This window comes from Catellatospora tritici, from assembly GCF_019083965.1.
Classification (GTDB): Bacteria; Actinomycetota; Actinomycetes; order Mycobacteriales; family Micromonosporaceae; genus Catellatospora; species Catellatospora tritici.
Window position 1 is genome coordinate 611,520 of the sequence record NZ_JAHRCY010000002.1, and the last position, 24,088, is coordinate 635,607.

Below are 24,088 nucleotides of genomic sequence, written 5' to 3' on the forward strand. Positions count from 1 at the left end.
GCCACGATCACCTGTTCAGTTCAGGATCCCGACGGGATCCGACGCCCTCGCTACCGGTACGAGCCGAAGTCGAAGTCGTCCAGAGGCACCGCGACACCGCTGGCCGGCCCGAAGCCGTAGTCGGTCTCGCCGTACGAGGTCATCGAGTAGACCTTCGCCTTGGCCTCCTCGGTCGGCTCCACCCGGACGTTGCGGTACTTGCTGATGCCAGTACCAGCCGGGATGAGCTTACCGATGATCACGTTCTCCTTCAGGCCGATGAGCGAGTCACTGCGCGCGTTGATCGCCGCGTCGGTGAGCACCCGGGTCGTCTCCTGGAAGGAGGCGGCCGAGAGCCACGACTCGGTGGCCAGCGACGCCTTGGTGATACCCATCAGCACCGGACGGCCGGCGGCGGGTTCGCCGCCCTCGGACACCAGACGACGGTTCTCACCCTCGAACTGCGCCCGGTCGACCAGCACACCGGGCAGGAACTCCGTCGCGCCCGAGTCGATGATCGTCACGCGCTTGAGCATCTGGCGGATGATGATCTCGATGTGCTTGTCGTGGATCATCACACCCTGCGAGCGGTAGACCTCCTGGACCTCGTTGGTCAGGTGGACCTGGACCGCGCGCGGGCCCATGATGCGCAGCAGCTCGTGCGGGTCGATGGTGCCCTCGGTGAGCTTCTCGCCGACCTCCACGTGGGCGCCGTCGTGCACCTTCAGCTTCACGCGGTTGGAGATCTTGTCGTGGACGATCTCGTCGCTGCCGTCGTCCGGCACGATGATGATCTTCTTCGACCGGTCTCCGGCCTCGATCCGGATGCGTCCCGGAGTGTCCGCGATCGGCGCCTTGCCCTTGGGCACACGCGCCTCGAAGATCTCCTGCACACGCGGCAGACCCTGGGTGATGTCCTCACCCGAGGCCGCACCACCGGTGTGGAAGGTACGCATCGTCAGCTGGGTACCGGGCTCACCGATGGACTGGGCCGCGATGATGCCGACCGCCTCGCCGACGTCGACCAGCTTGCCCGCCGGCAGCGACCGGCCGTAGCAGGCCGCGCAGACGCCGAGCTTGCTCTCGCAGGTGAGCACGCTGCGCACGCGCACCGTCTCGATCCCGGCCTTGACCAGCGCGTCGACCACGATCGAGTTGAGGTCGACACCCCGCGCCGCGACGAGCTTGCCGGACGGGTCCGACATGTCCTCGGCCAGCGTACGGGCGTGCGCCCCGGTCTCGGCGTGCTCGTGCACGTGCAGCGGCGAGTTCGGGTCACCCGGGGTCCGGGCGCCGATCACCATCGGGATGGCGCGGTCGGTGCCGCAGTCGTCCTCACGGATGATCACGTCCTGCGACACGTCCACCAGACGACGGGTCAGGTAACCCGAGTCGGCGGTACGCAGCGCGGTGTCGGCCAGACCCTTGCGGGCACCGTGCGTGGAGATGAAGTACTCCAGCACGCTCAGGCCCTCGCGGTACGAGGACTTGATCGGCCGCGGGATGATCTCACCCTTGGGGTTGGCCACCAGACCACGGATCGCCGCGATCTGACGCAGCTGCAGCATGTTGCCTCGCGCGCCGGAGTGGATCATGCGCCACAGCGGGTTCTCCTGCGGCAGCGCCGTGTCCAGCTCCTTGGCCAGCTCGGTGGTCGCCTTGGTCCACAGCTCGATCAGCTCGCTGCGGCGCTCCTCGGCGGTCATGAGACCACGCTGGTAGGACTTGTCGATCCGCTCGGCGTCCTTCTCGTACCGCTCCAGGATCTGGCCCTTGCGCGGCGGCGAGATGACGTCCTCCATGCCGATGGTCACGCCCGACCAGGTGGCCCAGTGGAAACCGGCCTCCTTGAGCGCGTCCAGCGTCGCGGCGAGAGCCACCTTCGGGTAGCGCTCGGCCAGGTCGTTGACGATGCCCGACAGCTGGCTCTTGCGCACCTCGTGGTTGACGAAGCGGTAGCCCACCGGCAGGGTCTCGTTGAACAGGACCCGGCCCAGCGTGGTGTCCAGCAGCAGCGCCTCGCCCTGCTCCCAGCCCTCCGGCGCGGTCCACGCCGCGGTCGACGGGCCGTTGTCGACCGACGTGATGTCGCGCAGGCGGATCCGCACCGGCGCCTGCAGGTGCAGCTCGCCGTTGTCGAACGCCATCATCGCCTCGGCCTCGGAGCTGAACACCCGGCCCTCGCCCAGCATGCCCGTGCGCTGGTGGGTCAGGTGGTACAGCCCGATGATCATGTCCTGGGTGGGCATGGTCACCGGCTTGCCGTCGGCCGGCTTGAGGATGTTGTTGCTCGACAGCATCAGGATGCGCGCCTCGGCCTGGGCCTCGGCGGACAGCGGCACGTGCACGGCCATCTGGTCACCGTCGAAGTCCGCGTTGAAGGCGGTGCAGACGAGCGGGTGGATCTGGATGGCCTTGCCCTCGACCAACTGCGGCTCGAACGCCTGGATGCCCAGACGGTGCAGCGTGGGCGCGCGGTTGAGCAGCACCGGGTGCTCGGTGATGACCTCTTCCAGCACGTCCCACACGACCGGGCGCTGACGCTCGACCATGCGCTTGGCCGACTTGATGTTCTGGGCGTGGTTCAGGTCGACCAGCCGCTTCATCACGAACGGCTTGAACAGCTCCAGCGCCATCTGCTTGGGCAGACCACACTGGTGCAGCTTCAGCCGCGGGCCGACGACGATGACGGAACGGCCCGAGTAGTCCACGCGCTTGCCGAGCAGGTTCTGACGGAACCGGCCCTGCTTGCCCTTGAGCATGTCGGACAGCGACTTGAGCGGGCGGTTGCCCGGACCCGTCACCGGACGGCCACGGCGACCGTTGTCGAACAGAGCGTCGACAGCCTCCTGCAGCATCCGCTTCTCGTTGTTCACGATGATCTCGGGCGCGCCGAGGTCGATCAGACGCTTGAGGCGGTTGTTGCGGTTGATGACGCGGCGGTACAGGTCGTTGAGGTCGGAGGTCGCGAAGCGGCCACCGTCGAGCTGCACCATCGGACGCAGGTCCGGCGGGATGACCGGCACGCAGTCGAGCACCATGCCCAGCGGCGAGTTGCCGGTGGACAGGAACGCGGCCACGACCTTGAGCCGCTTGAGCGCGCGCAGCTTGCGCTGCCCCTTGCCCGAGCGGATGGTCTCGCGCAGGAACTCGGCCTCGGCCTCCAGGTCCATGTTCTGGACCAGGGCCTTGATCGCCTCGGCGCCCATGCCACCGGTGAAGTACTCGCCGAACCGGTCGCGCAGCTCGCGGTAGAGCAGCTCGTCGGTGACCAGCTGCTTGGAGTCGAGCTTGCGGAACGTGTCCAGCACCTCGTCCAGGCGGTCGATCTCGCGCTGCGCCTTGTCGCGGATCTGGCGCATCTCGCGTTCGCCGGCCTCCTTGACCTTGCGGCGCACGTCGGCCTTGGCGCCCTCGGCCTCCAGCTCGGCCAGGTCGGCCTCGAGCTTGACCGCACGCTTCTCGACCTCGGCGTCGCGAGCGTTCTCAGCCTGACGCTTCTCGGCGAAGATCTCGTTCTCGACGGTGCTCATGTCGCGGTGACGCGCCTCGGCGTCCACGCTCGTGATCACGTACGAGGCGAAGTAAATGATCTTCTCGAGGTCCTTCGGGGCCAGGTCCAGCAGGTAACCCAGCCGGCTCGGCACGCCCTTGAAGTACCAGATGTGGGTGACCGCGGCGGCCAGCTCGATGTGACCCATGCGCTCACGGCGCACCTTGGACCGGGTCACCTCGACGCCACAGCGCTCACAGACGATGCCCTTGAAGCGCACCCGCTTGTACTTGCCGCAGTAGCACTCCCAGTCCCGCTGCGGACCGAAGATCTTCTCGCAGAAGAGTCCGTCCTTCTCGGGCTTCAGGGTGCGGTAGTTGATGGTCTCGGGCTTCTTCACCTCGCCGTGCGACCAGCGCCGGATGTCCTCAGCGCCCGCCAGGCCGATTCGAAGCTCATCGAAGAAGTTAACGTCGAGCACGTTGTAAGTCCCTCTTTGCTCGTGTCTTCGTCAGGATCAGTTGATGGGGAAAGCGATCCCCGGGGCGGAGTGACCAGCCCCGGGGATCGCCTTCATCAGACTTCCTCGACGCTGCTCGGCTCACGCCGGGACAGATCGATGCCGAGCTCCTCCGCGGCCCGGAACACCTCGTCGTCGGTCTCGCGCATCTCCAGGGCCACACCGTCGCTGCTCAGCACCTCGACGTTCAGGCACAGCGACTGCAGTTCCTTGAGAAGCACCTTGAACGACTCCGGGATGCCCGGCTCGGGGATGTTCTCGCCCTTGACGATGGCCTCGTACACCTTCACGCGGCCCAGGACGTCGTCGGACTTGATGGTCAGCAGCTCCTGCAGCGCGTATGCCGCGCCATAGGCCTGCATGGCCCAGCACTCCATCTCGCCGAACCGCTGGCCACCGAACTGCGCCTTACCACCCAGCGGCTGCTGCGTGATCATCGAGTACGGGCCGGTCGACCGAGCGTGGATCTTGTCGTCGACCAGGTGGTTCAGCTTGAGGATGTACATGTAGCCGACCGAGATCGGGTCCGGCAGCGGCTCGCCCGACCGGCCGTCGAACAGCTTCGCCTTGCCCGACTCGCCGATCAGCTGCAGCCCGTCCCGGTTGGGCAGGGTGCTGCTGAGCAGGCCGGCGATCTCGTCGTCGTGCGCGCCGTCGAAGACCGGGGTCGCCACGTTGGTGTTGGCCTCAGCCTCGTGCGCCCCGATGGAGCGCAGAGCCTTCTTCCACTCCGCGTCGTCGCCCTCGACCTTCCAACCGGTCTTGGCGACCCACCCGAGGTGGACCTCCAGCACCTGGCCGATGTTCATACGACCCGGCACACCCAGCGGGTTGAGCACGATGTCGACCGGGCTGCCGTCCTCCAGGAACGGCATGTCCTCGACCGGCAGGATCTTGGAGATGACGCCCTTGTTGCCGTGGCGGCCGGCGAGCTTGTCACCATCCTGGATCTTGCGCTTCTGGGCCACGTACACCCGGACCAGCTCGTTGACGCCCGGAGGCAGCTCGTCGCCGTCCTCGCGGGAGAAGGTGCGGACGCCGATGACCGTGCCGGTCTCGCCGTGCGGCACCTTCAGCGAGGTGTCACGCACCTCGCGCGCCTTCTCGCCGAAGATCGCGCGCAGCAGGCGCTCCTCCGGGGTCAGCTCGGTCTCACCCTTGGGCGTGACCTTGCCGACCAGGATGTCGCCCGGCACGACCTCGGCACCGATGCGGATGATGCCGCGCTCGTCGAGGTCGGCGAGCATCTCCTCGGAGACGTTCGGGATGTCCCGGGTGATCTCCTCCGGGCCCAGCTTGGTGTCGCGGGCGTCGACCTCGTGCTCCTCGATGTGGATCGAGGTGAGCACGTCCTCCTGCACCAGACGCTGGGACAGGATGATCGCGTCCTCGTAGTTGTGGCCCTCCCACGGCATGAAGGCGACCAGCAGGTTGCGGCCGAGCGCCATCTCGCCGTTGTCGGTGCAGGGGCCGTCCGCGATGACCTGACCGGCCTCGACGCGGGCACCCTCCAGCACCACCGGCTTCTGGTTCACACAGGAGCCGGAGTTGGAGCGGCGGAACTTGTGCAGCAGGTACGTCCGGCGGAAGCCGTCGTCCTGGTGCACCGTGATGTAGTCGGCGCACAGGTCCTCGACCACGCCGCCCACCTCGGCCACGACCACGTCACCGGCGTCGGTGGCGGCACGGTACTCCATACCCGTACCCACCAGCGGAGCCTCGGCCTTGACCAGCGGCACCGCCTGACGCTGCATGTTCGCGCCCATGAGCGCGCGGTTGGCGTCGTCGTGCTCGAGGAACGGGATCATCGCGGTCGCGACGGACACCATCTGCCGCGGCGACACGTCCATGTAGTCGACCTGCGCCGGCGGCACGTAGTCGACCTCACCGCCCTTACGGCGGACCAGGACGCGGTCCTCGGCGAACGAGCCGTCGCCCATCAGCACGGCGTTGGCCTGCGCCTTGACGAACCGGTCCTCCTCGTCCGCGGTCAGGTAGTCGATCTGGTCGGTGACCCGGCCCTCGACGACCTTGCGGTACGGCGTCTCGACGAAGCCGAACGGGTTGACCCGCGCGAACGTCGAGAGCGCGCCGATCAGACCGATGTTCGGGCCTTCCGGCGTCTCGATCGGGCACATCCGGCCGTAGTGCGACGGGTGCACGTCACGGACCTCGAAGCCGGCACGGTCACGCGACAGACCACCCGGGCCGAGCGCCGACAGACGGCGACGGTGGGTCAGACCCGCGAGCGGGTTGGTCTGGTCCATGAACTGCGACAGCTGCGACGTACCGAAGAACTCCTTGATCGCAGCCACCACCGGGCGGATGTTGATCAGGGTCTGCGGCGTGATCGCCTCGACGTCCTGCGTGGTCATGCGCTCGCGCACGACGCGCTCCATGCGGGAGAGACCGACCCGAACCTGGTTCTGGATCAGCTCGCCGACGGTGCGCAGCCGACGGTTGCCGAAGTGGTCGATGTCGTCGGCCTCGTAGCCCTCCTCGCCCGCGTGCAGGCGAGCCAGGTACTCCACGGTGGCGACGATGTCGTCCTCGGTCAGCGTGCCCGTGGTGATCGGCACCTCGAGCTGGAGCTTCTTGTTGAACTTGTAGCGACCGACCTTGGCTACGTCATACCGCTTCGGGTTGAAGAAGAGGTTGTCGAGCAGGGTCTGGGCGTTCTCGCGCGTCGGCGGCTCGCCAGGGCGCAGCTTGCGGTAGATGTCGAGCAGCGCCTCGTCCTGGCCGGCGATGTGGTCCTTCTCCAGCGTGGTCATGAGCAGCTCGGACCAGCCGAACCGCTCACGGATCTGGTCGTTGGTCCAGCCGATGGCCTTGAGCAGGACGGTGACCGCCTGGCGGCGCTTGCGGTCGATACGCACACCGACGGTGTCGCGCTTGTCGATGTCGAACTCCAGCCAGGCACCCCGACTCGGGATCACCTTGACGCTGGAGAGGTCGCGGTCGGAGGTCTTGTCCGGCTCCTTGGCGAAGTACACGCCGGGAGAGCGGACAAGCTGGCTGACCACGATGCGCTCGGTGCCGTTGATGATGAAAGTGCCCTTGGGCGTCATCATCGGGAAGTCACCCATGAACACGGTCTGGCTCTTGATCTCGCCAGTCGAGTTGTTGGTGAACTCCGCCGTCACGAACAGCGGCGCGCAGTAGGTGAGGTCCTTCTCCTTGCACTCCTCGATGGAGGCCTTGACCTCGTCGAAGCGCGGGTCGGAGAAGCTGAGCGACATTGTGCCGGAGAAGTCCTCGATCGGGCTGATCTCCTCGAGGATCTCCGCGAGGCCCGAGCGGGCGTCGGCGAGATCCACCGAACGGGTCTGCCAGGACTCATTGCCGACAAGCCAGTCGAAAGACTCGGTTTGAATAGCGAGCAGGTTTGGTACTTCGAGGTGTTCGGTGATTCTGCCGAACGAGATCCGGCGAGGAGCGAACGCGCTCGACGATCGACTGGTCTTCGCAGGGCGGGAGGCTGCCAAGATACGTCCTTCCGAGGACCGGTGGTGCAACGGCCGTTACGCGAGCATCCCGACGACCCCTGACCAGCATCCGGCATCGGACATTCTGGGCACGGGAAAAGTCGAAGGGCAGCGCAAACTAGCAGTGTAGCCGAAGCACAGACCGCTGTCGAGTCTCAAAGGCAGGCTTCCGCAGAACGTGGTCCAGCCCACCTTCAGATCGGTGTCGCCACGCTCCGCACTCCCGCCGCTACTAACTCGGAAGGTCGTACTGAAGAAAGACTGCCTGGCGTCGCGGTCACAGTCAAGACCCGACGGCTGGTTCCAGTGTCACGTACGGCGTCAACTATGCAACGGACCGACCATATGCGCAGCCAGAAGCGCGAAAGACGGGCACCCTGTCGGGTGCCCGCCTCTCGACGAGCGCATCAGCGCGGTAGGCCGCGTCCCGTCAGACGGAACGCGGCACCGGATCACTTGAGGGTGATCTTGGCGCCCTCGGCCTCGAGCTTGGCCTTGGCCTTCTCGGCGGCCTCCTTGTTGACCTTCTCGAGGATCGCCTTGGGGGCGGCCTCGACGACGTCCTTGGCCTCCTTCAGGCCCAGGCCGGTCAGCTCACGCACGACCTTGATGACCTGGATCTTCTTGCCACCGTCGGACTCCAGGACGACGTCGAACTCGTCCTTCTCCTCCGGCGCCTCGACGACGGCGGTCGGGCCGACCGGGCCGGCCACGACCTGGGCGGCGGCCTTGACGTCGAAGGTCTCCTCGAACTGCTTCACGAACTCGGAGAGCTCGATCAGGGTCATCTCCTTGAACGCGGCAAGGAGGTCGTCGGTGCTCAGCTTCGCCATGTCAGGCGTCCTTTCGTACTGGGTTCAATCGCTGCGGCAGGACGCCGCGAGCAGGGTTGGGACAGAAGGCGGCGACGCTCACGCGTCGGCGCCCTCCTTCTCGAGCTTGTCCTGCAGAGCGGCAGCCGTACGGACGGCCTTCACCAGCGGCGCCTGGAACAGGGCAGCGGCGTTGCTCATGCTTGCCTTCATCGCGCCGGCCAGCTTGGACAGCAGCACCTCGCGGGACTCCAGGTCGGCCAGCTTGCCGACCTCGGCGGCCGAGATGGCCTTGCCCTCGAAGACGCCGCCCTTGATGACGAGCAGCGGGTTGGCCTTGGCGAAGTCGCGCAGGCCCTTGGCCGCCTCGACGACATCGCCGGAGACGAAGGCGAGCGCGGTAGGACCGGTGAACAGAGCGTCGAGACCGGTCAGACCGGCGTTGGTCGCGGCGATCTTCGCGAGCGTGTTCTTGGCGACGGTGTACTCGGCACCGCCCATGGAACGACGCAGATCGGTCAGCTGCTTCACGGTCAGGCCGCGGTACTCGGTGAGCACCGTGGCGTTCGACTCCTGGAAGCGCTTGGTGAGCTCCGCGACGTTGCCGGCCTTGTCGGCACGGATCTTGTCCGCCATGTCCCCTCCTCTCTCGTACTCCAGGCTGGTTTCGCGGGGAACCCCGTCCCGGCAGCGAATGGGAGAACGAAAAACGCCCCGGCGCAGGGCGCACGGGGCTTCACACGGCTTCACGCCGTTCAAAGGCTCACCGTTCTTCCCTGCGCGGGCCGCCCGTTCACCCGCTCGTTGCCGAGCGGCGGGACCTTCGATCGCCCGGATTCCCGGACGATGACCAGCGGTCTTTGGGTGGAACTGTTACGACGACTGTACGTGACCGGCTGTCGGCCCACCAAATCGGGTCGGTGTGACGTACCCCGGAACGGCAGCGGCGCCGCCCGCGGAGTGCGGGCGGCGCCGGAGTGGAGCGAGGCGGATCAGGCCTCGGTCTCCAGGAAGTTGCGCGTCACGTTCGGGTCGACCGGGATGCCCGGGCCCATCGTGGTGGTGACGAACACCTTCTTGAGGTACTTGCCCTTGGCCGCGGACGGCTTGGACCGCAGGACCTCGTCCAGCACGGCGGCGTAGTTCTCGACCAGCTGCTCGGGCGAGAACGAGGCCTTGCCGATGATCAGGTGCAGGTTCGAGTGCTTGTCCACCCGGAAGGTGATCTTGCCACCCTTGATGTCGGCCACCGCCTTGGCGATGTCCATCGTCACCGTGCCGGTCTTCGGGTTCGGCATGAGGCCGCGCGGGCCCAGGATCCGCGCGATCCGACCGATCTTGGCCATCTGGTCCGGCGTCGCGATCGCGGCGTCGAAGTCCAGCCAGCCTTCCTGAATCCGGGCCACCAGCTCGTCGGTGCCCACGGCGTCGGCGCCGGCGGCGGTCGCCTCGGCGGCCTTCTCGCCGGAGGCGAAGACGATGACGCGGGCGGTCTTACCGGTGCCGTGCGGCAGGTTCACCACGCCGCGAACCATCTGGTCCGCCTTGCGGGGGTCGACGCCGAGGCGCATCGCGACCTCGACCGTGGCGTCGAACTTCACCTTGGTGGTGTCCTTGGCGAGCTTGATCGCCTCGAGCGGGCCGTACAGCTTGTTACGGTCCACCTGCTCGAAGGACTTGTTGTAAGTCTTGCCGTGCTTCATTTCTCAGTTCTCCTGTGGTTGTGTCGAGCCCGTACGGGCCCTCCCACGAAATGGGGTCACCGTCGGCGCGAACGCCGTGACGACGGCGTCAGTCCTTGACGGTGATGCCCATCGACCGGGCGGTGCCGGCGATGATCCGCTCGGCCATGTCCAGGTCGTTGGCGTTCAGGTCGGACATCTTCTTCTCGGCGATCTCGCGCAGCTGGGCACGGGTCACCGAACCGACCTTGGTGGTGTGCGGCACGCCGGAGCCCTTGGGCACACCGGCGGCCTTGATCAGGAGACGGGCGGCGGGCGGCGTCTTCAGGATGAACGTGAACGTACGGTCCTCGTACACGCTGATCTGCGCCGGGACGATGTCACCGCGCTGCGACTCGGTCTGGGCGTTGTACGCCTTGCAGAACTCCATGATGTTCACACCGTGCTGACCCAGCGCCGGACCCACCGGCGGAGCCGGAGTGGCCTGGCCGGCCTTCAGCTGCAGCGTGAACGTCTTGACGAGTTTCTTCTTCGGAGGCATGTCTACTTCCTGGGACTTGTCGACCCGGCACCGAACGCCGGATCAGGGTGGTTTACACCGGACCGGCCGGTGCGGAACGCGCACGGTCAGCGCGCGGCACAGGCCGGACGTTCAAGGTTACCGCATACTGGTACGCGCCTATCCACCGAGGTGGGTGCGACGGTAGGACGCGGCTCTGCCGCGGGCGGGCAGACAGAGAACGCGGCGGGGGCCAGAGGCCACCCGCCGCGTCCGGAGAGCTTCGTCAGATCTTGGCGACCTGGTTGAAGTTCAGCTCGACCGGGGTCTCCCGGCCGAAGATCGAGACCAGCACCTTGAGCTTCTGCTGGTCGGCGTTGATCTCGCTGATCGTCGCCGGCAGCGAGGCGAACGCGCCGTCGGTGACCGTGACCGAGTCGCCGACCTCGAAGTCGAGCACCTTGATCTCGGCCTTGGCCTTCTTCTGCGCGCCCGGCTGCTCCACCGAGGGCAGCAGCCACTTCAGCACCTCGTCGAGGCTCAGCGGCGCGGGTCGGTCGGCGCGGTCGGTGGCACCCACGAACCCGGTCACCCCGGGCGTGTTGCGCACACACGAGTACGACTCGGGCGTCAGATCCATCCGGACCAGCAGGTAGCCGGGGAAGACCTTGCTCTGCACCTGGGTGCGCTTGCCGTTCTTGACCTCGACCTCTTCGCGGGTCGGCACCTCGACCTGGAAGATGAACTCCTCCATGTCGAGGCTCGTGATCCGGGTCTCGAGGTTGGTCTTGACCTTGTTCTCGTAACCGGCGTACGAGTGCACGACATACCAGTCGCCCGGCGCGAACCGCAGCTTCTGCCGCAGCTCAGCGGCCGGGTCGAACTCGTCCTCAGCGTGCTCCGCCGCCCCGCTCGGCACCGGCTCGTCGGACACCGCGACCGCGGAGGTCAGCTCGGTGTCTTCGGACTGGGCCGTCTCGTCGTACTCAGGCACGTAGCTCGCTCACTTCCGTATTTGTTACTTGGCGTTGTGGTCGCCGAACACGAACAGCACACCCTTGGCGTACAGGTAGTCGAGGCCGGTCACGATCGCCATGATGGCGGTCACGAACAGAAGCACGACGGCCGTGTAGGTGAGCAGCTCGTTGCGGGTCGGCCAGATGACCTTACGCAGCTCGGCGACGACCTCACGGACAAAACGTCCGATTCGACCGAAGAAACCGACCTTCTCGGTCGCATCCGCCTTCTTCACCGCGCGAGCGCCCTTGCCGTCCGTGACCGGGCGGGCCTTGGTAGCCGTGCCGCGTCCGCCGCCGACGGCAGCGTCCTCGTCGTCGGTCAGAGCGTCATCGTCGACAGCGTCGTCGAACACGTCCTCGACGTGCTCGGCCGCGGCGTCCTCGCCACGTCGGTTGCTCTCGGCCACTGCGCCCTACTTCCATCTCGCGGGGTGGTGTCGGATCCGTGCAGGGACACGGGCCCGTGTGCCCTCGCTGTCGAGAGGCACCTGTCACGCTGGCCCTTGCCCCAGGTGGGGCCGAGAGGGCCATACGACCCATGGTGCGCCGTCGGACGTGCCGACGGCCAGTAACCCACGGATCGCCCACCGAGGGCCGGTAGGCCGAAGCCGCAGGGGCGACAGGACTCGAACCTGCAACCTGCGGTTTTGGAGACCGCTGCGCTGCCAATTGCGCCACACCCCTGTGCGGGAAAGTTCATCTGACCGGCGGCTGTAGCTCACCGTCAGAGGTCACTAACCCCACGGCGGACCAGTGTACGGGTATCCGGGCGAGTGAGCCAACTGGGCTCAGCCCTTTTTTGTCCGGCCTGTTTCGCGACCCGTCCACCGGCCGGTCAATTCTGCCGAATAACGACCCTGGCCTGCGCCAATACCTTCTCGCCGCCGCACGTGGCGGTCAGGTCGAACGTGACGAGACCCTCCTCGGAGACCGACTTGATCACGGCGGTGAAGTCCACCGCGGTTCCCTCGTCCGTGTCCGGCACCGGCACCGGCCGGGTGAACCGGACCCCGATGTCGAGCACCGCGTCGGCCCGGCCCACCCAGTTGGTGACCGCCCGGCCCGCCAGCGCCATCGTGTACATGCCGTGCGCGATCACGCCCGGCAGGCCCACTCCGACCGCGGTGCGCTGGCTCCAGTGGATCGGGTTGAAGTCGCCCGACGCCCCGGCGTAGCGGATCAGGTCCGCCCGGGTGACCTGGAAGGTCTGTAGGGGCAGCTGTTGCCCCGTCTCGTACGCCATCTCACTCACCATGCCCTCGGACGACCAGCTTGCACACGACCGTGACCACCGGCTCGCCGGCCGGCGTGGACAGCTCCGCCCGGGTGGTGAGGAAGTCGTGTCCGCCCCGGTTCGTGATGTCGTCGATGCTGCTCACCACGACCAGCTCGTCCCCGGCCACGATCGGGCGGCGGTAGGAGAAACGCTGGTCGCCGTGGACCACCCGGGTGTAGTCCATCCCCAGTTCGGGGTCGGTGACGATCTGCTCCATCGCGGCGAAGCTCAGGATGATCGGGAAGGTGGGCGGCGCGACCACGTCGCGGTAGCCGGCCGCGTGCGCGGCCGCCACGTCGTGGTACAGAGCGTCCGGGGCGCCGATCGCGTCGGCGAACTCCCGGATCTTCTCGCGCCCCACCTGGTAGGGCTCGGTCGGCGGGTACGTCCGACCGATGAATGACTGATCCATCGGCATGTCAGTGAACCTATGCCAGCAGGGGGTGGCCCTGACGGGCCACCCCCTGCTCGAAGATCTGTTGAGACCGCTGTCAGCGGGTCTCGCGCTGAGACGCGGGACCGCTCAACGAGTTTCGCGGTGCGCGGTGTGCTTGCCGCAGCGCGGGCAGAACTTCTTCAGCTCAATCCGATCCGGGTCGTTACGCCGGTTCTTCTTGGTGATGTAGTTCCGCTCCTTGCAGTCCACGCACGCCATGGTGATCTTTGGACGTACGTCAGTCGCCTTGGCCACGGGAGTGCCTTTCTGAAACAGCTGCTTTGATTACCGGCATATCAGGATAGACGGCGCCCGTCCTGATCTGCAAAAGGGTCACCAGTGGCGATCCTTACACCGCTGACCATGGGGTATGTCACCCGGCCTGGTCGCGAAACCCTCCGGCGACTGGCGCCCTGGGTGTCCACTGCGTAGCGATGGCCGGACTTGAACCGGCGACACAGCGATTATGAGTCGCTTGCTCTGCCAACTGAGCTACACCGCTGAGGCGAGCCCTGCCGGAAGATGATCCGGCAGGCCGGTCGAGCCCCCTTACGGAATCGAACCGTAGACCTTCTCCTTACCATGGAGACGCTCTGCCGACTGAGCTAAGGGGGCGTGCTCACTGCCTGGTGGTTTCCCACCTCGCCGCGCGCCTTGGTAAGAGTACACAACAACGGGCGCTGGCGGAAATCGGGTTCGGTGTGGCGCGCGACAACCTGTCGGCAGACTCAGCCCACCGCGCGCAGGCGGCGCACCTCGCCCAGCGGAGTCGGCTCGGCGTCGGTCTGCGCGCCCAGCCACGCCTCCAGGCGCTCGTACGGCAGCGGACGGCTGAACAGGAAGCCCTGGCCGATGTCGCAGCCGATCTCCTCCAGCAGCTCCAGCGTCAGCTCGCTCTCCACGCCCTCGGCGACCACGTTCAGCCCGAAGTGCCGGGAGATGTCCACCACGGCCCGCACGATCGCCAGGTCCCCCGGGTCCGTCGCCATGCCCTGCACGAACGACCGGTCCACCTTCACCTCGTGCACCGGCAGCCGCCGCAGGTACGACAGCGACGAGTAGCCGGTGCCGAAGTCGTCGACGGACAGGTGCACGCCCAGGTCATACAGCCGGCGCAGGGTGGGTAGCAGCCGGTCGACGCCGTCCACCACCCCGTCCTCGGTGATCTCCAACGTCAACCGGTCGGGTGACACCCCGAACTCCTGCAGCAGGTCGTCGACGCGCTGCGGGAACGACGGGTCGACCAGCGTCCGCGGGGACAGGTTCACCGCCACCGACAGCGGCCGACCGGCGTCGACCCACTGGCGCGCCCGGCGCAGACCCTCCCGCAGCACCACGTCGGTCAGGCGACTCAGCTGGCCGGTGTGCTCGGCCACGGCGACGAAGTCCTCCGGCGCCACCGCGCCGTGCGTCGGGTGCTCCCAGCGGGCCAGGCACTCGACGCCGACCAGGCGGCGGTCGCGCAGCGAGACCTTCGGCTGGAAGAACACCTCGAGCTCGTCGTTGTCCAGAGCGCGGCGCAGGTCGCCGGCCAGGCCCAGGCGCCGCATCGACCGCGACTCCAGGCCCGGGTCGAACAATTGCACGCCGCCGGCGAGCCCCTTGGCCGCATGGGTCGCCACGTCCGCCCGCTGCAGCAGGGTCGCGGGGTCTGAGCCGTGCTCCGGGTGCAGCGAGATACCCACGGCCGTGTCGACGTCAAGGGTCAGCGAACCGAAGGTCATCGGGTCCTGCAGCTGGACGCGCAGCTCGGCCGCGAGGTCCACGGCGGCGTCGGCGTTGGGCAGGCGCAGCGTCACCACGAACTCGTCACCGCCGGTCCGACCCACCAGCGCCGCGGGCGGCGCCAGCGTACGGATGCGGGTGGCCACCTCGGCCAGCAACTGGTCACCCGCCGCGTGCCCGAGCGAGTCGTTCACGTCGCGCAGGCCGTCGACGTCGAACATCAGCAGGGCCACGACCTCTCCGGGGGCGCGGACCCGGACCGCCTCCTCCAGCGCCTGGCTCACCCGGCGCCGGTTGGGCAGGGCGGTCAGCGCGTCGTGGTACGCGTCGAAGCGCAGCCGGTCGACCAGGCGGTTGTTCTCCACCGCCACCGCGGCGTGCGCGGCGATCGTCTCCAGCAGCCGGACGTCCGCCTCGCCGAAGTGCGCCACGTCGCCCAGGCGCCCGGCGACCTCCAGGGTGCCGATGACAGCGGATCCGGCCCGCAGCGGCACGACGATCGCGTCCTTGACGGCCGCCTCACGCAGCTCCGAGCGCAGCTGGTCGTCGCCGATCCGGGCTCCCGCCGCCACCGTGGCACCCGCCTCCACCGCCCGCTTGCGCATCGAGGCGGGGGCGCCGGCCACGTCGAGCAGTCCCTTGTCGTCGGCGCGTGCGCTGAGCAGGACCTCTGGATGACGGCCCTGGGCCGGCAGCCACAGCGTCGCGTACTCGGCTTGCAGCAGGCGCTGCACCCGACCGAGCAGCGCGTCGGGCAGGGTGCCGTCGTGCGGGGTGTCGGACATGGCCCGGGTCAGGTCGTAGATCTCGGTCAGCGTCTGGTGCTGCCGCTGCGAGCGCGCGTAGGACCGATAGGCGACGATGAAGCAGCTCAGCAACCCGAAGAGCAGTAGCATCGCCCACAGGCTCTGCTGGAGCACCAGCAGCACCACGAGGCCGATCATCGTGTTCACCAGCGCCACGGCGATGCCTGGCAGCGGGACGGACATGTCCTTGCCGGGCAGGCGCCCCTGCACCAGCGTGATGACGCCAAGCACCCCGACCAGCGAGACGAAGACCGTGGTCATGACCGCCGCGACGAGCGCGAGCCAGGTCGAGGCCTCGGTGGCCTCCAGCGGCCCGAGGGCCACCACCACGGTGCAGCCCACCGCGCTGGAGAGACAGACCAGGGCGATGTTGAAGGCCGCCTTCACCAGGACGACCGGGCGCCTGGACATGACGATCGGCGCTGCCACCCGGGTCAGAACCACCGCTACCAGCCGCGTCAGCACCACCGTCACCGGCGGCAGGAAGTACAGCGCGAGCAGGAACGGGATCTCCATCGGCGTCAGCAGGAACGCGTGCCGACGGACCTCGAACGACAGCTGGGAGACGTCGGCGACCACGAAAAGCACCACGAAAAGCAGTGCCAACGGCAGGACGAGACCCGCGGGGACGGTCAGCGGTCGGTCGGCGCTGCTCAACTGCAGGAGTGCGACGAGCCCGAGCGTCAGCAGGATCATCGGGCCGGTGATCAGCCAGGCGAACTCTGGTGACCGCCGGATAGACCTGTCAGTTCTCGCCACCCAAGCCTCGCCCTCGCCGGCCTCTCACCCGGGGATCAGCCCCAGGTGAAGTCTTTCTCGGTATTCATTCCAGCCGGGATCACGAGGTCGGTGGCGGCCGGATCGACTACGACAGCGTCCGGCGAGGTGGTGGCGTCGCTGTCCGCGATCATCCGCCCCCACGTGAAGTCCTGGGCTCCCCAGGTGAAGTCCTGATCGGACTCGGTAGCGCTGTCTCCCAAGGAAAGCACGGCGCACACGAGCATGCCGCTGAGGACCCATCGCCCTAGCTTGTTCACTCGCATCTCCGACTCCTGCACACGAGGCCCTCACAACTCAACAGGATCGTGCCACAGTCGCCCAGCATGGCGGAAGTCCGGGCGGCGTGCCACGCCGCGGACACGCGGAACTATAGCCGTTCGGTGGGGATTCACAACGCAGGTCAGCCGAGAACATCCCACCGGGGGAGCATCGCCCCCAACACTTTACGGCCCGCCCCTGTCACCGGAAAGCTCCCACGTTCGTTCGAACGTGTGTACGATACGCGCCATGATGCGTCTGGTCGAACACCGCTGGAACGGCACCACCACTAGTTACGCACGTCAGGACGTGTTCCTCCGGGTCAACCCCGCCGGGCCCTGGGAGGTGGAGCACCGCCAGCACGGACGGTCCATCATGCGGGAGTACGCCACCGAGAACGAGGCCCGCCGGGTCGCCGACGGCCTGTGCGCGATCGGCCAGTGGCGCAACCTGGAGCACCTGCACCGCTGAGCCGCGCGCTCGGCACGCTGTCCCGGCTCGGCTGAGTTTGACCGGCCCGCTCCCTGGGTAGCTCGGTTGCACCCTTGATACCGGGTTACCGTGTTGCCCACAAAGTGGGTAGAGGAGGGCCGGTGAGCGGTACGTCCGTGGAGGACCTGCGGCCAGGCGATCACGCCTGTCTGACGTTCTCCGACACCGACGAGCGGCTGGACATCGTCGCCGCCTTCGTCCGCGACGGGCTGCGCGCTGGGGAGAAGGTCGTCTGCCTCACCGAGTCGCTCAGCCCGACCGCGCTCACCGAGGAGCTCGCCCGCCGCGGCTTCGCGCCGCAACGGGCCGACGGGCAACTGCACATCGCCGCCGCCGGCGAGTTCTTCGTCCCCGACGGCGTGTTCGACTCGGGCCGCGTCCTCGGCGCGCTGCGGGCGCAGATCGAGCTGGCCGGCCGCGACGGCTACCACGGACTGCGGGTCACCAGCGACATGTGCTGGGCGCTGCGCCCGGTCAGCGGCGCCGCCGGGTTGATGGACTACGAGTCGCAGCTGACCAGGATCCTGGCCCAGGAGAACGCGACGGCGGTCTGCCAGTACGACCGCCAGTGCTTCGACACCGTCACCCTGGCCACCGCGGCCGAGGCGCACGGCGCCACCGTCGCCGCGATCACGTACCACGACGACGCCATGCTGCGAATCTGCCGACAGCACGTGCCCACGGGGGTACGGGTCGCCGGAGAGATCGACTACCGGGCCGCCGAGCCGCTCACCCGCGCCATGGCCGAGGCGCTGGCCCTCGACGACCACATCGACGTCAACCTCACCCGGCTCGTCTTCCTCGACACCGTCGCCGCCGGTGTGATCGTGCAGTCGGCCGTCGGTCTCACCGCCGCGCAGCGGATGACGGTGCGCTGCCAGGGCATGCCATACAAGATCCTCACCGCGCTGGGCCTGCGGGACATCCCCGGCGTCACTCTGATGGCCGTAGCGCATGGTGACTGACCAACCCGCGCGCGACCGGCCGGGCAACTCGCCACGGCCCGACCACCGACGGCTGCTGCTCGACCTGCGGTTCGCCGAGTCCGAGCTGGTGGGCCTGCGCGCCGCCGTCGCCGCCCACGCCAGCGAGGCGGGCATGCCGGACGCACGGATCGACGTCCTGGTCTTCATCGCGTACGAGCTGGCCACGAACGCGGTCCGGCACGGCGGCGGGCACGGGCGGCTGCGGTTGTGGGGGGACGGCGACGCCATCGCCTGCCAGGTCATCGACGCGGGCAGCGGACCGTCCCTCGAAGCGCTGCACGCGCAGCGGCCGGGACCGGGCGCGACCGGCGGGCGCGGGCTGTGGCTGGTGCGCACCTTCTCCGACAGCGTCGAGGTGGAGGTCCGCGACAGCCCGGACGGCGGCGCGGAGATCACCGCGCTGGTCCCATACGCGGCCGAACCGGAGTGACGCACGTCCCCGCCACCCGCAACCCGCCACCCGCCACCCGCCACCCACGACCGCGCGCGCTGCCAAGATCGCTGCAGTTTCGGGGAAAGTGCGGGAATCTTGGCCTGAATTCGTGCAGTTTCCCCGAAACTGCGGCCTGCTCAGCCGTGGTCGATGCGGATGAACTCCGCACCGTAGTTGACCGCCTGGATCTCCTCGACGCGCGGGTCGGGGTCGATGGTCTCCACCAGCTGTGACGGGTGGATGCGGTCAGGCAGGGCACGCCACTTCTCGGTGGCCGCACGCTCTTCGGGTACGCGGTCCTCGTCATGCTCGGTCATGGCGCAACGGTAACGCTCGCGCGCGACCGTCACCTGCCCGTGCGTGCGTCGAGCACCGGCGAGGTCAGACGCGCTCGCCGGACTCCGAGTCCCACAACTGCACCGCGTCGCCGAGGAACTCATGCACGTAGCCGCAGTTCGTGCAGATCACGCCGAGCGACGACTTGTTGGCCCAGGCCAGATCCAGGAACTCCAGCGCGCCGGTGTTGAGCTTGATGGAACGGCTGGTGAACAGGCCACCCTGGCACACGACGCAACGGAAGACGTCGCCGTTGATCGTCGCGACGTACGGGGGACGACTGAACAGGCTCATACGCGGCAGGCTAGGCGCCCACGGCAACCGGGCCCGAACCACCGTGCGGCCGGGCACGTGAGCAGGAGGCCGCGTGAGCAGAGGTCTGAGCCTCGTGCAGCTTCGGGGAAACTGCACGAATTCCGGGCAGGATTCCCGCACTTTCCCGGAAACTGCAGTGATCTCCGCGCGGGTGCGGGCGGCGGGCGGATCCTGCGGGGGACGCGGGTTGCGACCGTACCCACGAAAGAGGCCCCGACCGGCGTCTCCGCAGGCCAGGGCCTCTTCTGCTGTTTGTGGCGGGTAGAGGATTCGAACCTCTGTAGCTTTCGCGACGGATTTACAGACGGCACGCTGTACCCCACCTGAGCAGGAAGTATGGTCGCGCCAGCGCAAACTTTGGCGCAATATCGCCGATCTTGAACCCGATCAGCGCTCGCCATTGACTGCATATGTAACTAACTTGATGAAGCTTCTTCAAAGTAGTCACCCTGAGCCCGGAGAGACAGACGGCTGAACCAAAGGGGGGCGCCCCTATTTGGTTCAGCCGGTCTTGCGGCCCTAGGTGGCTGGCGCCGACCGCGCAGCGTCCTCAGTAGTGAGGCCCGCGAAGCGGGTCGTCTCTGGGTGAAGCCGCCGCAGAGGCGGTGACACGGTGACAACCGGTCTACCTGTCACCTGTTGTCGCAGCTCAAGTGTCATAAGTAGCTGTCACAGCCTGCCGGTGACAGCCGGTGACAGCGGTGACAGATGTCAGCTCGGCCCTGCCAACCGGTCCCATACGATTCCGACAATGGCACCGGCCACGAGGGGGTCAGCGTTGGTCGCCGTGCATCGTCAGCTCCCTTGCGAAGGAAATCCAGGCCTGCGCTGCCGCCGCGCCAGGTGAAACCATGTTCGAAGCCCAGGTTGGGGTCATTTTGTTGTTCTTGTCGAAAGCCAGCGGGAGGCTACCCAGAATGTAAGCCGCGTGCTGCATCGCCATTTGCCAGGTGATCCCTCCGGCCGACAGTTCGGGCTCGCTGTCTGCGGCGGCAAGACATGCTGCTGCTTTGCGCGCTGCCTCGGCGGCCTCCTGGCTCGTCGCGCCGCGCGATGCGGCTTCCATTGCTGCGCTTGCGGCGGCAAGGTTCTGGACTCTGCTGCCTAAATGGTGATTCTGCGCCCACACCAGCCATTCCTGCCGCAGATCCTCAGTCGTCATAGTCACAGTCACGACACGACTTCCTTTCCGAAGCGGACTAGTACTCGTGGTTAAAGCTTCCGAAATCAGAACCATCGGAGTGGTCCGGCGGCAGGGAGTAGTCCGACCCGCCGGGGCCGGAGTGGTCCGGCGGCAGGGAGTAGTCCGACCCGCCGGGGCCGGAGTGGTCCGGCGGCAGGGAGTAGTCCGACCCGCCGGGGCCGGAGTGGTCCGGCGGCAGGGAGTAGTCCGACCCGCCGGGGCCGGAGTGGTCCGGCGGCAGGGAGTAGTCCGACCCGCCGGGGCCGGAGTGGTCCGGCGGCTCAGCGTGGCCTTGGCCAGGACCGTCGGACGTGCTAGGGCATGATGTGGATTGAGTCGACGGTGCCGGGGGATTTGGCGCTGGAGTCGGCGGGACGCCGCCCGCCGAGCCTGCGGAGCTGTCCGGAGGAGCTCCTGGTGCTGGTGCCGGTGTGCCGCCACCCGACCCCCCGCCAGGACTGGGCGCCGGTGCCGGTGCCGGTGTGCCGCCACCCGACCCCCCGCCAGGACTGGGCGCCGGTGCCGGTGCCGGTGTGCCGCCAGGACTGGGTGCTGGAGGGGGTGTCATAGCGCTTAACGCACCCGCGCCAGCAAGTACACCGTCAGCTGCGGCCGCAGCGACCCCTGCCGCGAAAAGGGCGGCGGCTGGTAGCACCTCGTCGGTCTTGCCCGCCCCGGTGTTCGGTTCGCTGCCCCCCGCACCGCCCGGAAGGGAAGTGGACCCGGGAGGGAGGCCTCCTTGCGCGTTCGGGTCGCTCGGGCCACGGTACGGACCCTGGTTAGGTGGCGGTTGCCTGTCTGGAGCGTTATGAGGATCGCCGGGGGCTGGGTTTACTGATTGTCCGCTCTGCGTTTCGCCCCCCGCCGTCTCAGGTGGCTTCGGTGGGGGATTCACCACGTCTTTTACCGCCTGAACGACATCGTCCCACCAGGAAGGCATAGCAACCTCCTCGGCCGCTGTAGGGCACACGCGAACGTGTCCAGGGCCTATCCCTCACGATACTGCGAGATCAGGTAACTAGCCGGACACGGCGCGGCGGTCACGAAGACCGCTAGGCCGCGTTCGCTCACCTGCGCCGATGCGGGCTTGCCCGGGCCACCGCCCGTGCATTGCCCGCGCCGTGGACGAAGGCCCGAGCGGGGCGATGACACGGTGACAACCGACCTACCTGGCGTGTGTCCTCGCAGCTCAGCTGCCTTCAAACGTTGTCACCGCCTGCCGGTGACAGGCGGTGACAACGGTGACAGCTACGGCATGACGCCTCGATCAGAGACCTTGATCGAGTCGGGTACGGCGGGACCTACCAGCGTGAGTCGGCAATTCGCTGGCTGGAGAGCAACACCGTGCGGCTGACCGCGATGGCCGATCCGGCGCTGATGCGTAAGGTCCTCGACGCGCTGACGCTGAAGCTGGACGGCACTGCGGCGGCAGCCAGCACCGTCGCCCGCAAGCGAGTGATCTTCTATGGGGCGCTCGCCTACGCCGTCGAGCTGGGACGACTCGCCGCTCATCCCCTGCACGGGGTGAAGTGGACCGCCCCGCAGAACGACGACGAAGTTGACCGGCGGGTGGTGGCCAATCCGGGCCAGATTGCTCGACTGCTGGCCGGGGTGCGCGAGGACACCCCCGAACTGGAAGGCTTCTTCGCTGGCATGGCCTACTCGGCTCTACGGCCAGAAGAGTTGCTGCACGTCAAGGACACCGAGTGCGAGCTTCCGCGCGCTGACGACTCGGACGCCTGGGGCTGGTGGCACCTGTCGGGCGCCAGCGTGGCGGTAGGCGAAGGCTGGTCGGACGGGGAGGGCGCGCACGAGTCGCGCTCACTCAAGCACCGCAGCAAGAAGACCACCCGCAGCGTGCCGATCCCGCCCGAGGGAGTCGTCATCCTGCGGGCGCACCGCGAGCGTTTCCGGCCGGGCCGCGACGGCTGCATGTTCGTGACTCGACGCGGGCCGGGCGGGCGCTACTTCGACACCTGGCCGGGCACGACCATCCCCAACAACAGCTACACCACCGTATGGGCAAGGGTGCGCGAGCGAGTGCTCACACCCGTTGAGGCCGCCTCGCCACTGGCGGGCAGGCCGTACGACCTACGGCACGCCTGCCTCAGCTTGTGGCTGAATGCGGGCGTGGCGCCTACCCAGGTGGCCGACTGGGCGGGGAACTCGGTGCGGGTGCTGCTCAAGGTGTACGCGAAGTTCAAGGTGTACGCGAAGTGCATCTACGGGCAGGTAGACCTGGCGCTGCGGCGCATCCGGGCCGCGTTGAAGGAGTCGCCCGACGCGCTGTGATCATGCGTCAAAACTTTGGCGCGTATTTGGCGCAGCCACCGGGATTCAGCCATACCCGGCTGGACACAGCTGGACTGACACGAAAGAGCCCCTGACCGGGTTTTGCCTGGTCAGGGGCTCTTTTTGCTGCGTGTGGCGGGTAGAGGATTCGAACCTCTGTAGCTTTCGCGACGGATTTACAGTCCGCTCCCATTGGCCGCTCGGGCAACCCGCCTGGTACAGCGTTACCACCACCGCCCTGGGGCGGCGTGGCTCGATAAGGATAGCGGTACCGAGCCCCGGATGTGCAACCGGGTCGGACCATGAGCACGGCGCGCCGCCGGATCTGCTAAAACGGAACGCATGGCAGCTAACCCGTCCTTCGACATCGTCAGCAAGGTAGATCGGCAGGAGGTGGACAACGCGCTGAACCAGACCGAGAAGGAGCTGGCGCAGCGGTTCGACTTCCGCGACACGGGGGCCTCCATTGCCTGGTCCGGCGAGAACGTCGCCCTGGAGGCCAACTCCGAGGAGCGGGTGAAGGCCGCACTGGATGTCTTCAAGGAGAAGCTGATCAAGCGGAACATCTCTCTGAAGTCACTGGACGCGGGCGACCCGAAGGCCTCCGGCAAGACCTACAAGATCGACTGCAAGATCGTCCAGGGCATCGACTCGGAGAAGGCGAAGGCCATCTCCAAGAAGATCCGCGACGAGGGCCCCAAGGGCGTCCAGGCTCAGATCCAGGGCGACCAGTTGCGGGTTACCGGGAAGAAGAAGGACGACCTCCAAGAGGTCATCACCCTGCTGAAGGGCGGAGACTTCGGCGTCGCCCTGCAGTTCACGAACTACCGGTAGGCCCACGACTGCCTGGGCCGGGGTGCGTCGCGCACCCCGGCCCAGGCGTTTCTCTGCCCATCCGGGTTCCCTCGCGGCGCGCCGCGAGCGCCCACCCCCATCCGCGCGCTGGTACATCTACGCTGTCCATGACCAGGGGTTTCGCTCCATGGGAACCGCTGGCAAAGCGATCAGTTGTCCGGGCCATCGCGGCGGGAACGGACTTCAGCCTCGCGTTGCTGGCCGACGGACGGGTGATGTCCTGGGGCAACAACAACCTGGGCCAGCTCGGCATCGGGGTCACCGGCGGCAGCCGGAACACACCGGTTGAGGTCGTGGGCCTGCGCGGGGTTCCGCCATCGCCACCTACGCCCGGCACGCGCTGGCCCTGCTCGACAATGACGACCAGACGGTCAAGTCACCACCCTGCCTCGGGTCAACGTGATCTCAGCGGGCAACGCCCAC

Annotated in this window: 22 protein-coding genes, 4 tRNA genes and 1 pseudogene; 7 read left to right on the top strand and 20 right to left on the bottom strand. The window is 67.5% G+C overall.

Going from position 1 to position 24,088, the window contains the following annotated elements; translation table 11 throughout:
• Positions 1-50 precede the first annotated feature (50 nt).
• The 16 genes from KUA19_RS06690 to KUA19_RS06765 form a co-directional block, all read right to left on the bottom strand.
• Complete coding sequence (locus tag KUA19_RS06690) at positions 51-3,953, bottom strand: DNA-directed RNA polymerase subunit beta' (RefSeq protein ID WP_217395195.1); 3,903 nt, start codon at positions 3,951-3,953, stop codon at positions 51-53.
• 95 nt (positions 3,954-4,048) lie between these two features.
• Entirely contained in the window at positions 4,049-7,480 is a 3,432-nt protein-coding gene (gene rpoB, locus KUA19_RS06695) for a DNA-directed RNA polymerase subunit beta (RefSeq protein ID WP_217395196.1), read from the bottom strand.
• Positions 7,481-7,932: 452 nt separating this feature from the next.
• Positions 7,933-8,313 carry a 50S ribosomal protein L7/L12 gene (gene rplL, locus KUA19_RS06700; protein ID WP_217395197.1) on the bottom strand — a complete coding sequence of 127 codons (381 nt, stop codon included), beginning with the start codon at positions 8,311-8,313 and terminating at the stop codon, positions 7,933-7,935.
• Between the two features lie 78 nt (positions 8,314-8,391).
• On the bottom strand, positions 8,392-8,928 hold the full coding sequence (gene rplJ / locus KUA19_RS06705) for a 50S ribosomal protein L10 (protein WP_217395198.1): 537 nt from the start codon (positions 8,926-8,928) through the stop codon (positions 8,392-8,394).
• Positions 8,929-9,284: 356 nt separating this feature from the next.
• The gene (rplA, locus tag KUA19_RS06710; RefSeq protein ID WP_217395199.1) at positions 9,285-9,995 is read right to left on the bottom strand and encodes a 50S ribosomal protein L1; all 711 of its coding nucleotides are present in this window, start codon (positions 9,993-9,995) and stop codon (positions 9,285-9,287) included.
• An 88-nt stretch (positions 9,996-10,083) separates the two neighbouring features.
• Entirely contained in the window at positions 10,084-10,515 is a 432-nt protein-coding gene (rplK, locus tag KUA19_RS06715; RefSeq protein ID WP_217395200.1) for a 50S ribosomal protein L11, read from the bottom strand.
• A 244-nt stretch (positions 10,516-10,759) separates the two neighbouring features.
• Positions 10,760-11,467 (bottom strand): transcription termination/antitermination protein NusG, encoded by a 708-nt coding sequence (gene nusG / locus KUA19_RS06720; RefSeq protein ID WP_217395201.1) that lies wholly within the window; start codon positions 11,465-11,467, stop codon positions 10,760-10,762.
• A 24-nt stretch (positions 11,468-11,491) separates the two neighbouring features.
• A complete protein-coding gene (secE, locus tag KUA19_RS06725) occupies positions 11,492-11,899 on the bottom strand; it encodes a preprotein translocase subunit SecE (RefSeq protein WP_217395202.1) in 408 nt (135 codons plus the stop codon).
• 204 nt (positions 11,900-12,103) lie between these two features.
• Positions 12,104-12,176: transfer RNA gene (locus tag KUA19_RS06730), tRNA-Trp, on the bottom strand.
• A gap of 151 nt (positions 12,177-12,327) precedes the next feature.
• Positions 12,328-12,735, bottom strand: a complete 408-nt coding sequence (locus KUA19_RS06735; RefSeq protein WP_217395203.1) for a MaoC family dehydratase — start codon at positions 12,733-12,735, stop codon at positions 12,328-12,330.
• A gap of 1 nt (position 12,736) precedes the next feature.
• A complete protein-coding gene (locus KUA19_RS06740; RefSeq protein WP_217395204.1) occupies positions 12,737-13,186 on the bottom strand; it encodes a MaoC family dehydratase N-terminal domain-containing protein in 450 nt (149 codons plus the stop codon).
• A gap of 105 nt (positions 13,187-13,291) precedes the next feature.
• A complete protein-coding gene (gene rpmG, locus KUA19_RS06745) occupies positions 13,292-13,459 on the bottom strand; it encodes a 50S ribosomal protein L33 (protein ID WP_018347744.1) in 168 nt (55 codons plus the stop codon).
• 174 nt (positions 13,460-13,633) lie between these two features.
• Positions 13,634-13,706 (bottom strand) — tRNA-Met (locus KUA19_RS06750).
• Between the two features lie 40 nt (positions 13,707-13,746).
• Positions 13,747-13,819, bottom strand: a tRNA-Thr gene (locus KUA19_RS06755).
• Between the two features lie 113 nt (positions 13,820-13,932).
• Complete coding sequence (locus tag KUA19_RS06760; RefSeq protein ID WP_217395205.1) at positions 13,933-16,431, bottom strand: putative bifunctional diguanylate cyclase/phosphodiesterase; 2,499 nt, start codon at positions 16,429-16,431, stop codon at positions 13,933-13,935.
• A 98-nt stretch (positions 16,432-16,529) separates the two neighbouring features.
• Positions 16,530-16,778, bottom strand: a complete 249-nt coding sequence (locus KUA19_RS06765; RefSeq protein ID WP_217395206.1) for a hypothetical protein — start codon at positions 16,776-16,778, stop codon at positions 16,530-16,532.
• Positions 16,779-17,022: 244 nt separating this feature from the next.
• Between KUA19_RS06765 and KUA19_RS06770 the strand changes: the two genes are divergently transcribed.
• The 3 genes from KUA19_RS06770 to KUA19_RS06780 all read left to right on the top strand — a co-directional run bounded on the left by KUA19_RS06770 (position 17,023) and on the right by KUA19_RS06780 (position 18,681).
• On the top strand, positions 17,023-17,244 hold the full coding sequence (locus tag KUA19_RS06770; protein ID WP_217395207.1) for a hypothetical protein: 222 nt from the start codon (positions 17,023-17,025) through the stop codon (positions 17,242-17,244).
• Positions 17,245-17,366: 122 nt separating this feature from the next.
• On the top strand, positions 17,367-18,230 hold the full coding sequence (locus KUA19_RS06775; RefSeq protein ID WP_217395208.1) for an MEDS domain-containing protein: 864 nt from the start codon (positions 17,367-17,369) through the stop codon (positions 18,228-18,230).
• Positions 18,223-18,681: an ATP-binding protein gene (locus KUA19_RS06780; RefSeq protein WP_217395209.1), complete on the top strand. Its 459-nt coding sequence runs from the start codon at positions 18,223-18,225 to the stop codon at positions 18,679-18,681. Before KUA19_RS06775 ends, KUA19_RS06780 begins: the two co-directional genes overlap by 8 nt.
• A 140-nt stretch (positions 18,682-18,821) precedes the next feature.
• Here the strand turns inward: KUA19_RS06780 and KUA19_RS06785 are convergent, their stop codons facing one another.
• From KUA19_RS06785 to KUA19_RS06795, 3 genes are all read right to left on the bottom strand, one after another.
• Positions 18,822-19,001: a hypothetical protein gene (locus KUA19_RS06785; protein ID WP_217395210.1), complete on the bottom strand. Its 180-nt coding sequence runs from the start codon at positions 18,999-19,001 to the stop codon at positions 18,822-18,824.
• A 64-nt stretch (positions 19,002-19,065) separates the two neighbouring features.
• Positions 19,066-19,314 (bottom strand): hypothetical protein, encoded by a 249-nt coding sequence (locus KUA19_RS06790; protein ID WP_217395211.1) that lies wholly within the window; start codon positions 19,312-19,314, stop codon positions 19,066-19,068.
• A gap of 793 nt (positions 19,315-20,107) precedes the next feature.
• The gene (locus KUA19_RS06795; protein WP_217395212.1) at positions 20,108-20,509 is read right to left on the bottom strand and encodes a hypothetical protein; all 402 of its coding nucleotides are present in this window, start codon (positions 20,507-20,509) and stop codon (positions 20,108-20,110) included.
• Between the two features lie 330 nt (positions 20,510-20,839).
• Between KUA19_RS06795 and KUA19_RS06800 the strand changes: the two genes are divergently transcribed.
• Positions 20,840-21,088 (top strand): hypothetical protein, encoded by a 249-nt coding sequence (locus tag KUA19_RS06800; RefSeq protein ID WP_217395213.1) that lies wholly within the window; start codon positions 20,840-20,842, stop codon positions 21,086-21,088.
• A 774-nt stretch (positions 21,089-21,862) separates the two neighbouring features.
• Positions 21,863-22,810 carry a site-specific integrase gene (locus tag KUA19_RS06805; protein WP_217395214.1) on the top strand — a complete coding sequence of 316 codons (948 nt, stop codon included), beginning with the start codon at positions 21,863-21,865 and terminating at the stop codon, positions 22,808-22,810.
• Between the two features lie 133 nt (positions 22,811-22,943).
• On the opposite strand, the gene KUA19_RS06810 is transcribed toward KUA19_RS06805, so the two are convergent.
• Positions 22,944-23,024 (bottom strand) — tRNA-Tyr (locus KUA19_RS06810).
• A 128-nt stretch (positions 23,025-23,152) separates the two neighbouring features.
• On the opposite strand from KUA19_RS06810, the gene KUA19_RS06815 reads away from it, so the two are divergent.
• Positions 23,153-23,644 (top strand): YajQ family cyclic di-GMP-binding protein, encoded by a 492-nt coding sequence (locus KUA19_RS06815; RefSeq protein ID WP_217395215.1) that lies wholly within the window; start codon positions 23,153-23,155, stop codon positions 23,642-23,644.
• Between the two features lie 128 nt (positions 23,645-23,772).
• Positions 23,773-23,964, top strand: a pseudogene (locus KUA19_RS06820) (hypothetical protein); the annotation flags it as partial.
• Between the last annotated feature and the right edge of the window lie 124 nt (positions 23,965-24,088).

What these genes read in the sequence shown, in the direction of transcription:
- rplL (WP_217395197.1), bottom strand. Translation starts at nt 8,313, where the DNA reads ATGGCGAAGCTGAGCACCGACGACCTCCTTGCCGCGTTCAAGGAGATG.
- rplJ (WP_217395198.1), bottom strand. Translation starts at nt 8,928, where the DNA reads ATGGCGGACAAGATCCGTGCCGACAAGGCCGGCAACGTCGCGGAGCTC.
- rplA (WP_217395199.1), bottom strand. Translation starts at nt 9,995, where the DNA reads ATGAAGCACGGCAAGACTTACAACAAGTCCTTCGAGCAGGTGGACCGT.
- rplK (WP_217395200.1), bottom strand. Translation starts at nt 10,515, where the DNA reads ATGCCTCCGAAGAAGAAACTCGTCAAGACGTTCACGCTGCAGCTGAAG.
- KUA19_RS06735 (WP_217395203.1), bottom strand. Translation starts at nt 12,735, where the DNA reads ATGGCGTACGAGACGGGGCAACAGCTGCCCCTACAGACCTTCCAGGTC.
- KUA19_RS06740 (WP_217395204.1), bottom strand. Translation starts at nt 13,186, where the DNA reads ATGCCGATGGATCAGTCATTCATCGGTCGGACGTACCCGCCGACCGAG.
- KUA19_RS06760 (WP_217395205.1), bottom strand. Translation starts at nt 16,431, where the DNA reads ATGATCCTGCTGACGCTCGGGCTCGTCGCACTCCTGCAGTTGAGCAGC.
- KUA19_RS06765 (WP_217395206.1), bottom strand. Translation starts at nt 16,778, where the DNA reads ATGCGAGTGAACAAGCTAGGGCGATGGGTCCTCAGCGGCATGCTCGTG.
- KUA19_RS06770 (WP_217395207.1), top strand. Translation starts at nt 17,023, where the DNA reads ATGATGCGTCTGGTCGAACACCGCTGGAACGGCACCACCACTAGTTAC.
- KUA19_RS06785 (WP_217395210.1), bottom strand. Translation starts at nt 19,001, where the DNA reads ATGACCGAGCATGACGAGGACCGCGTACCCGAAGAGCGTGCGGCCACC.
- KUA19_RS06790 (WP_217395211.1), bottom strand. Translation starts at nt 19,314, where the DNA reads ATGAGCCTGTTCAGTCGTCCCCCGTACGTCGCGACGATCAACGGCGAC.
- KUA19_RS06800 (WP_217395213.1), top strand. Translation starts at nt 20,840, where the DNA reads ATGATGTGGATTGAGTCGACGGTGCCGGGGGATTTGGCGCTGGAGTCG.
- KUA19_RS06815 (WP_217395215.1), top strand. Translation starts at nt 23,153, where the DNA reads ATGGCAGCTAACCCGTCCTTCGACATCGTCAGCAAGGTAGATCGGCAG.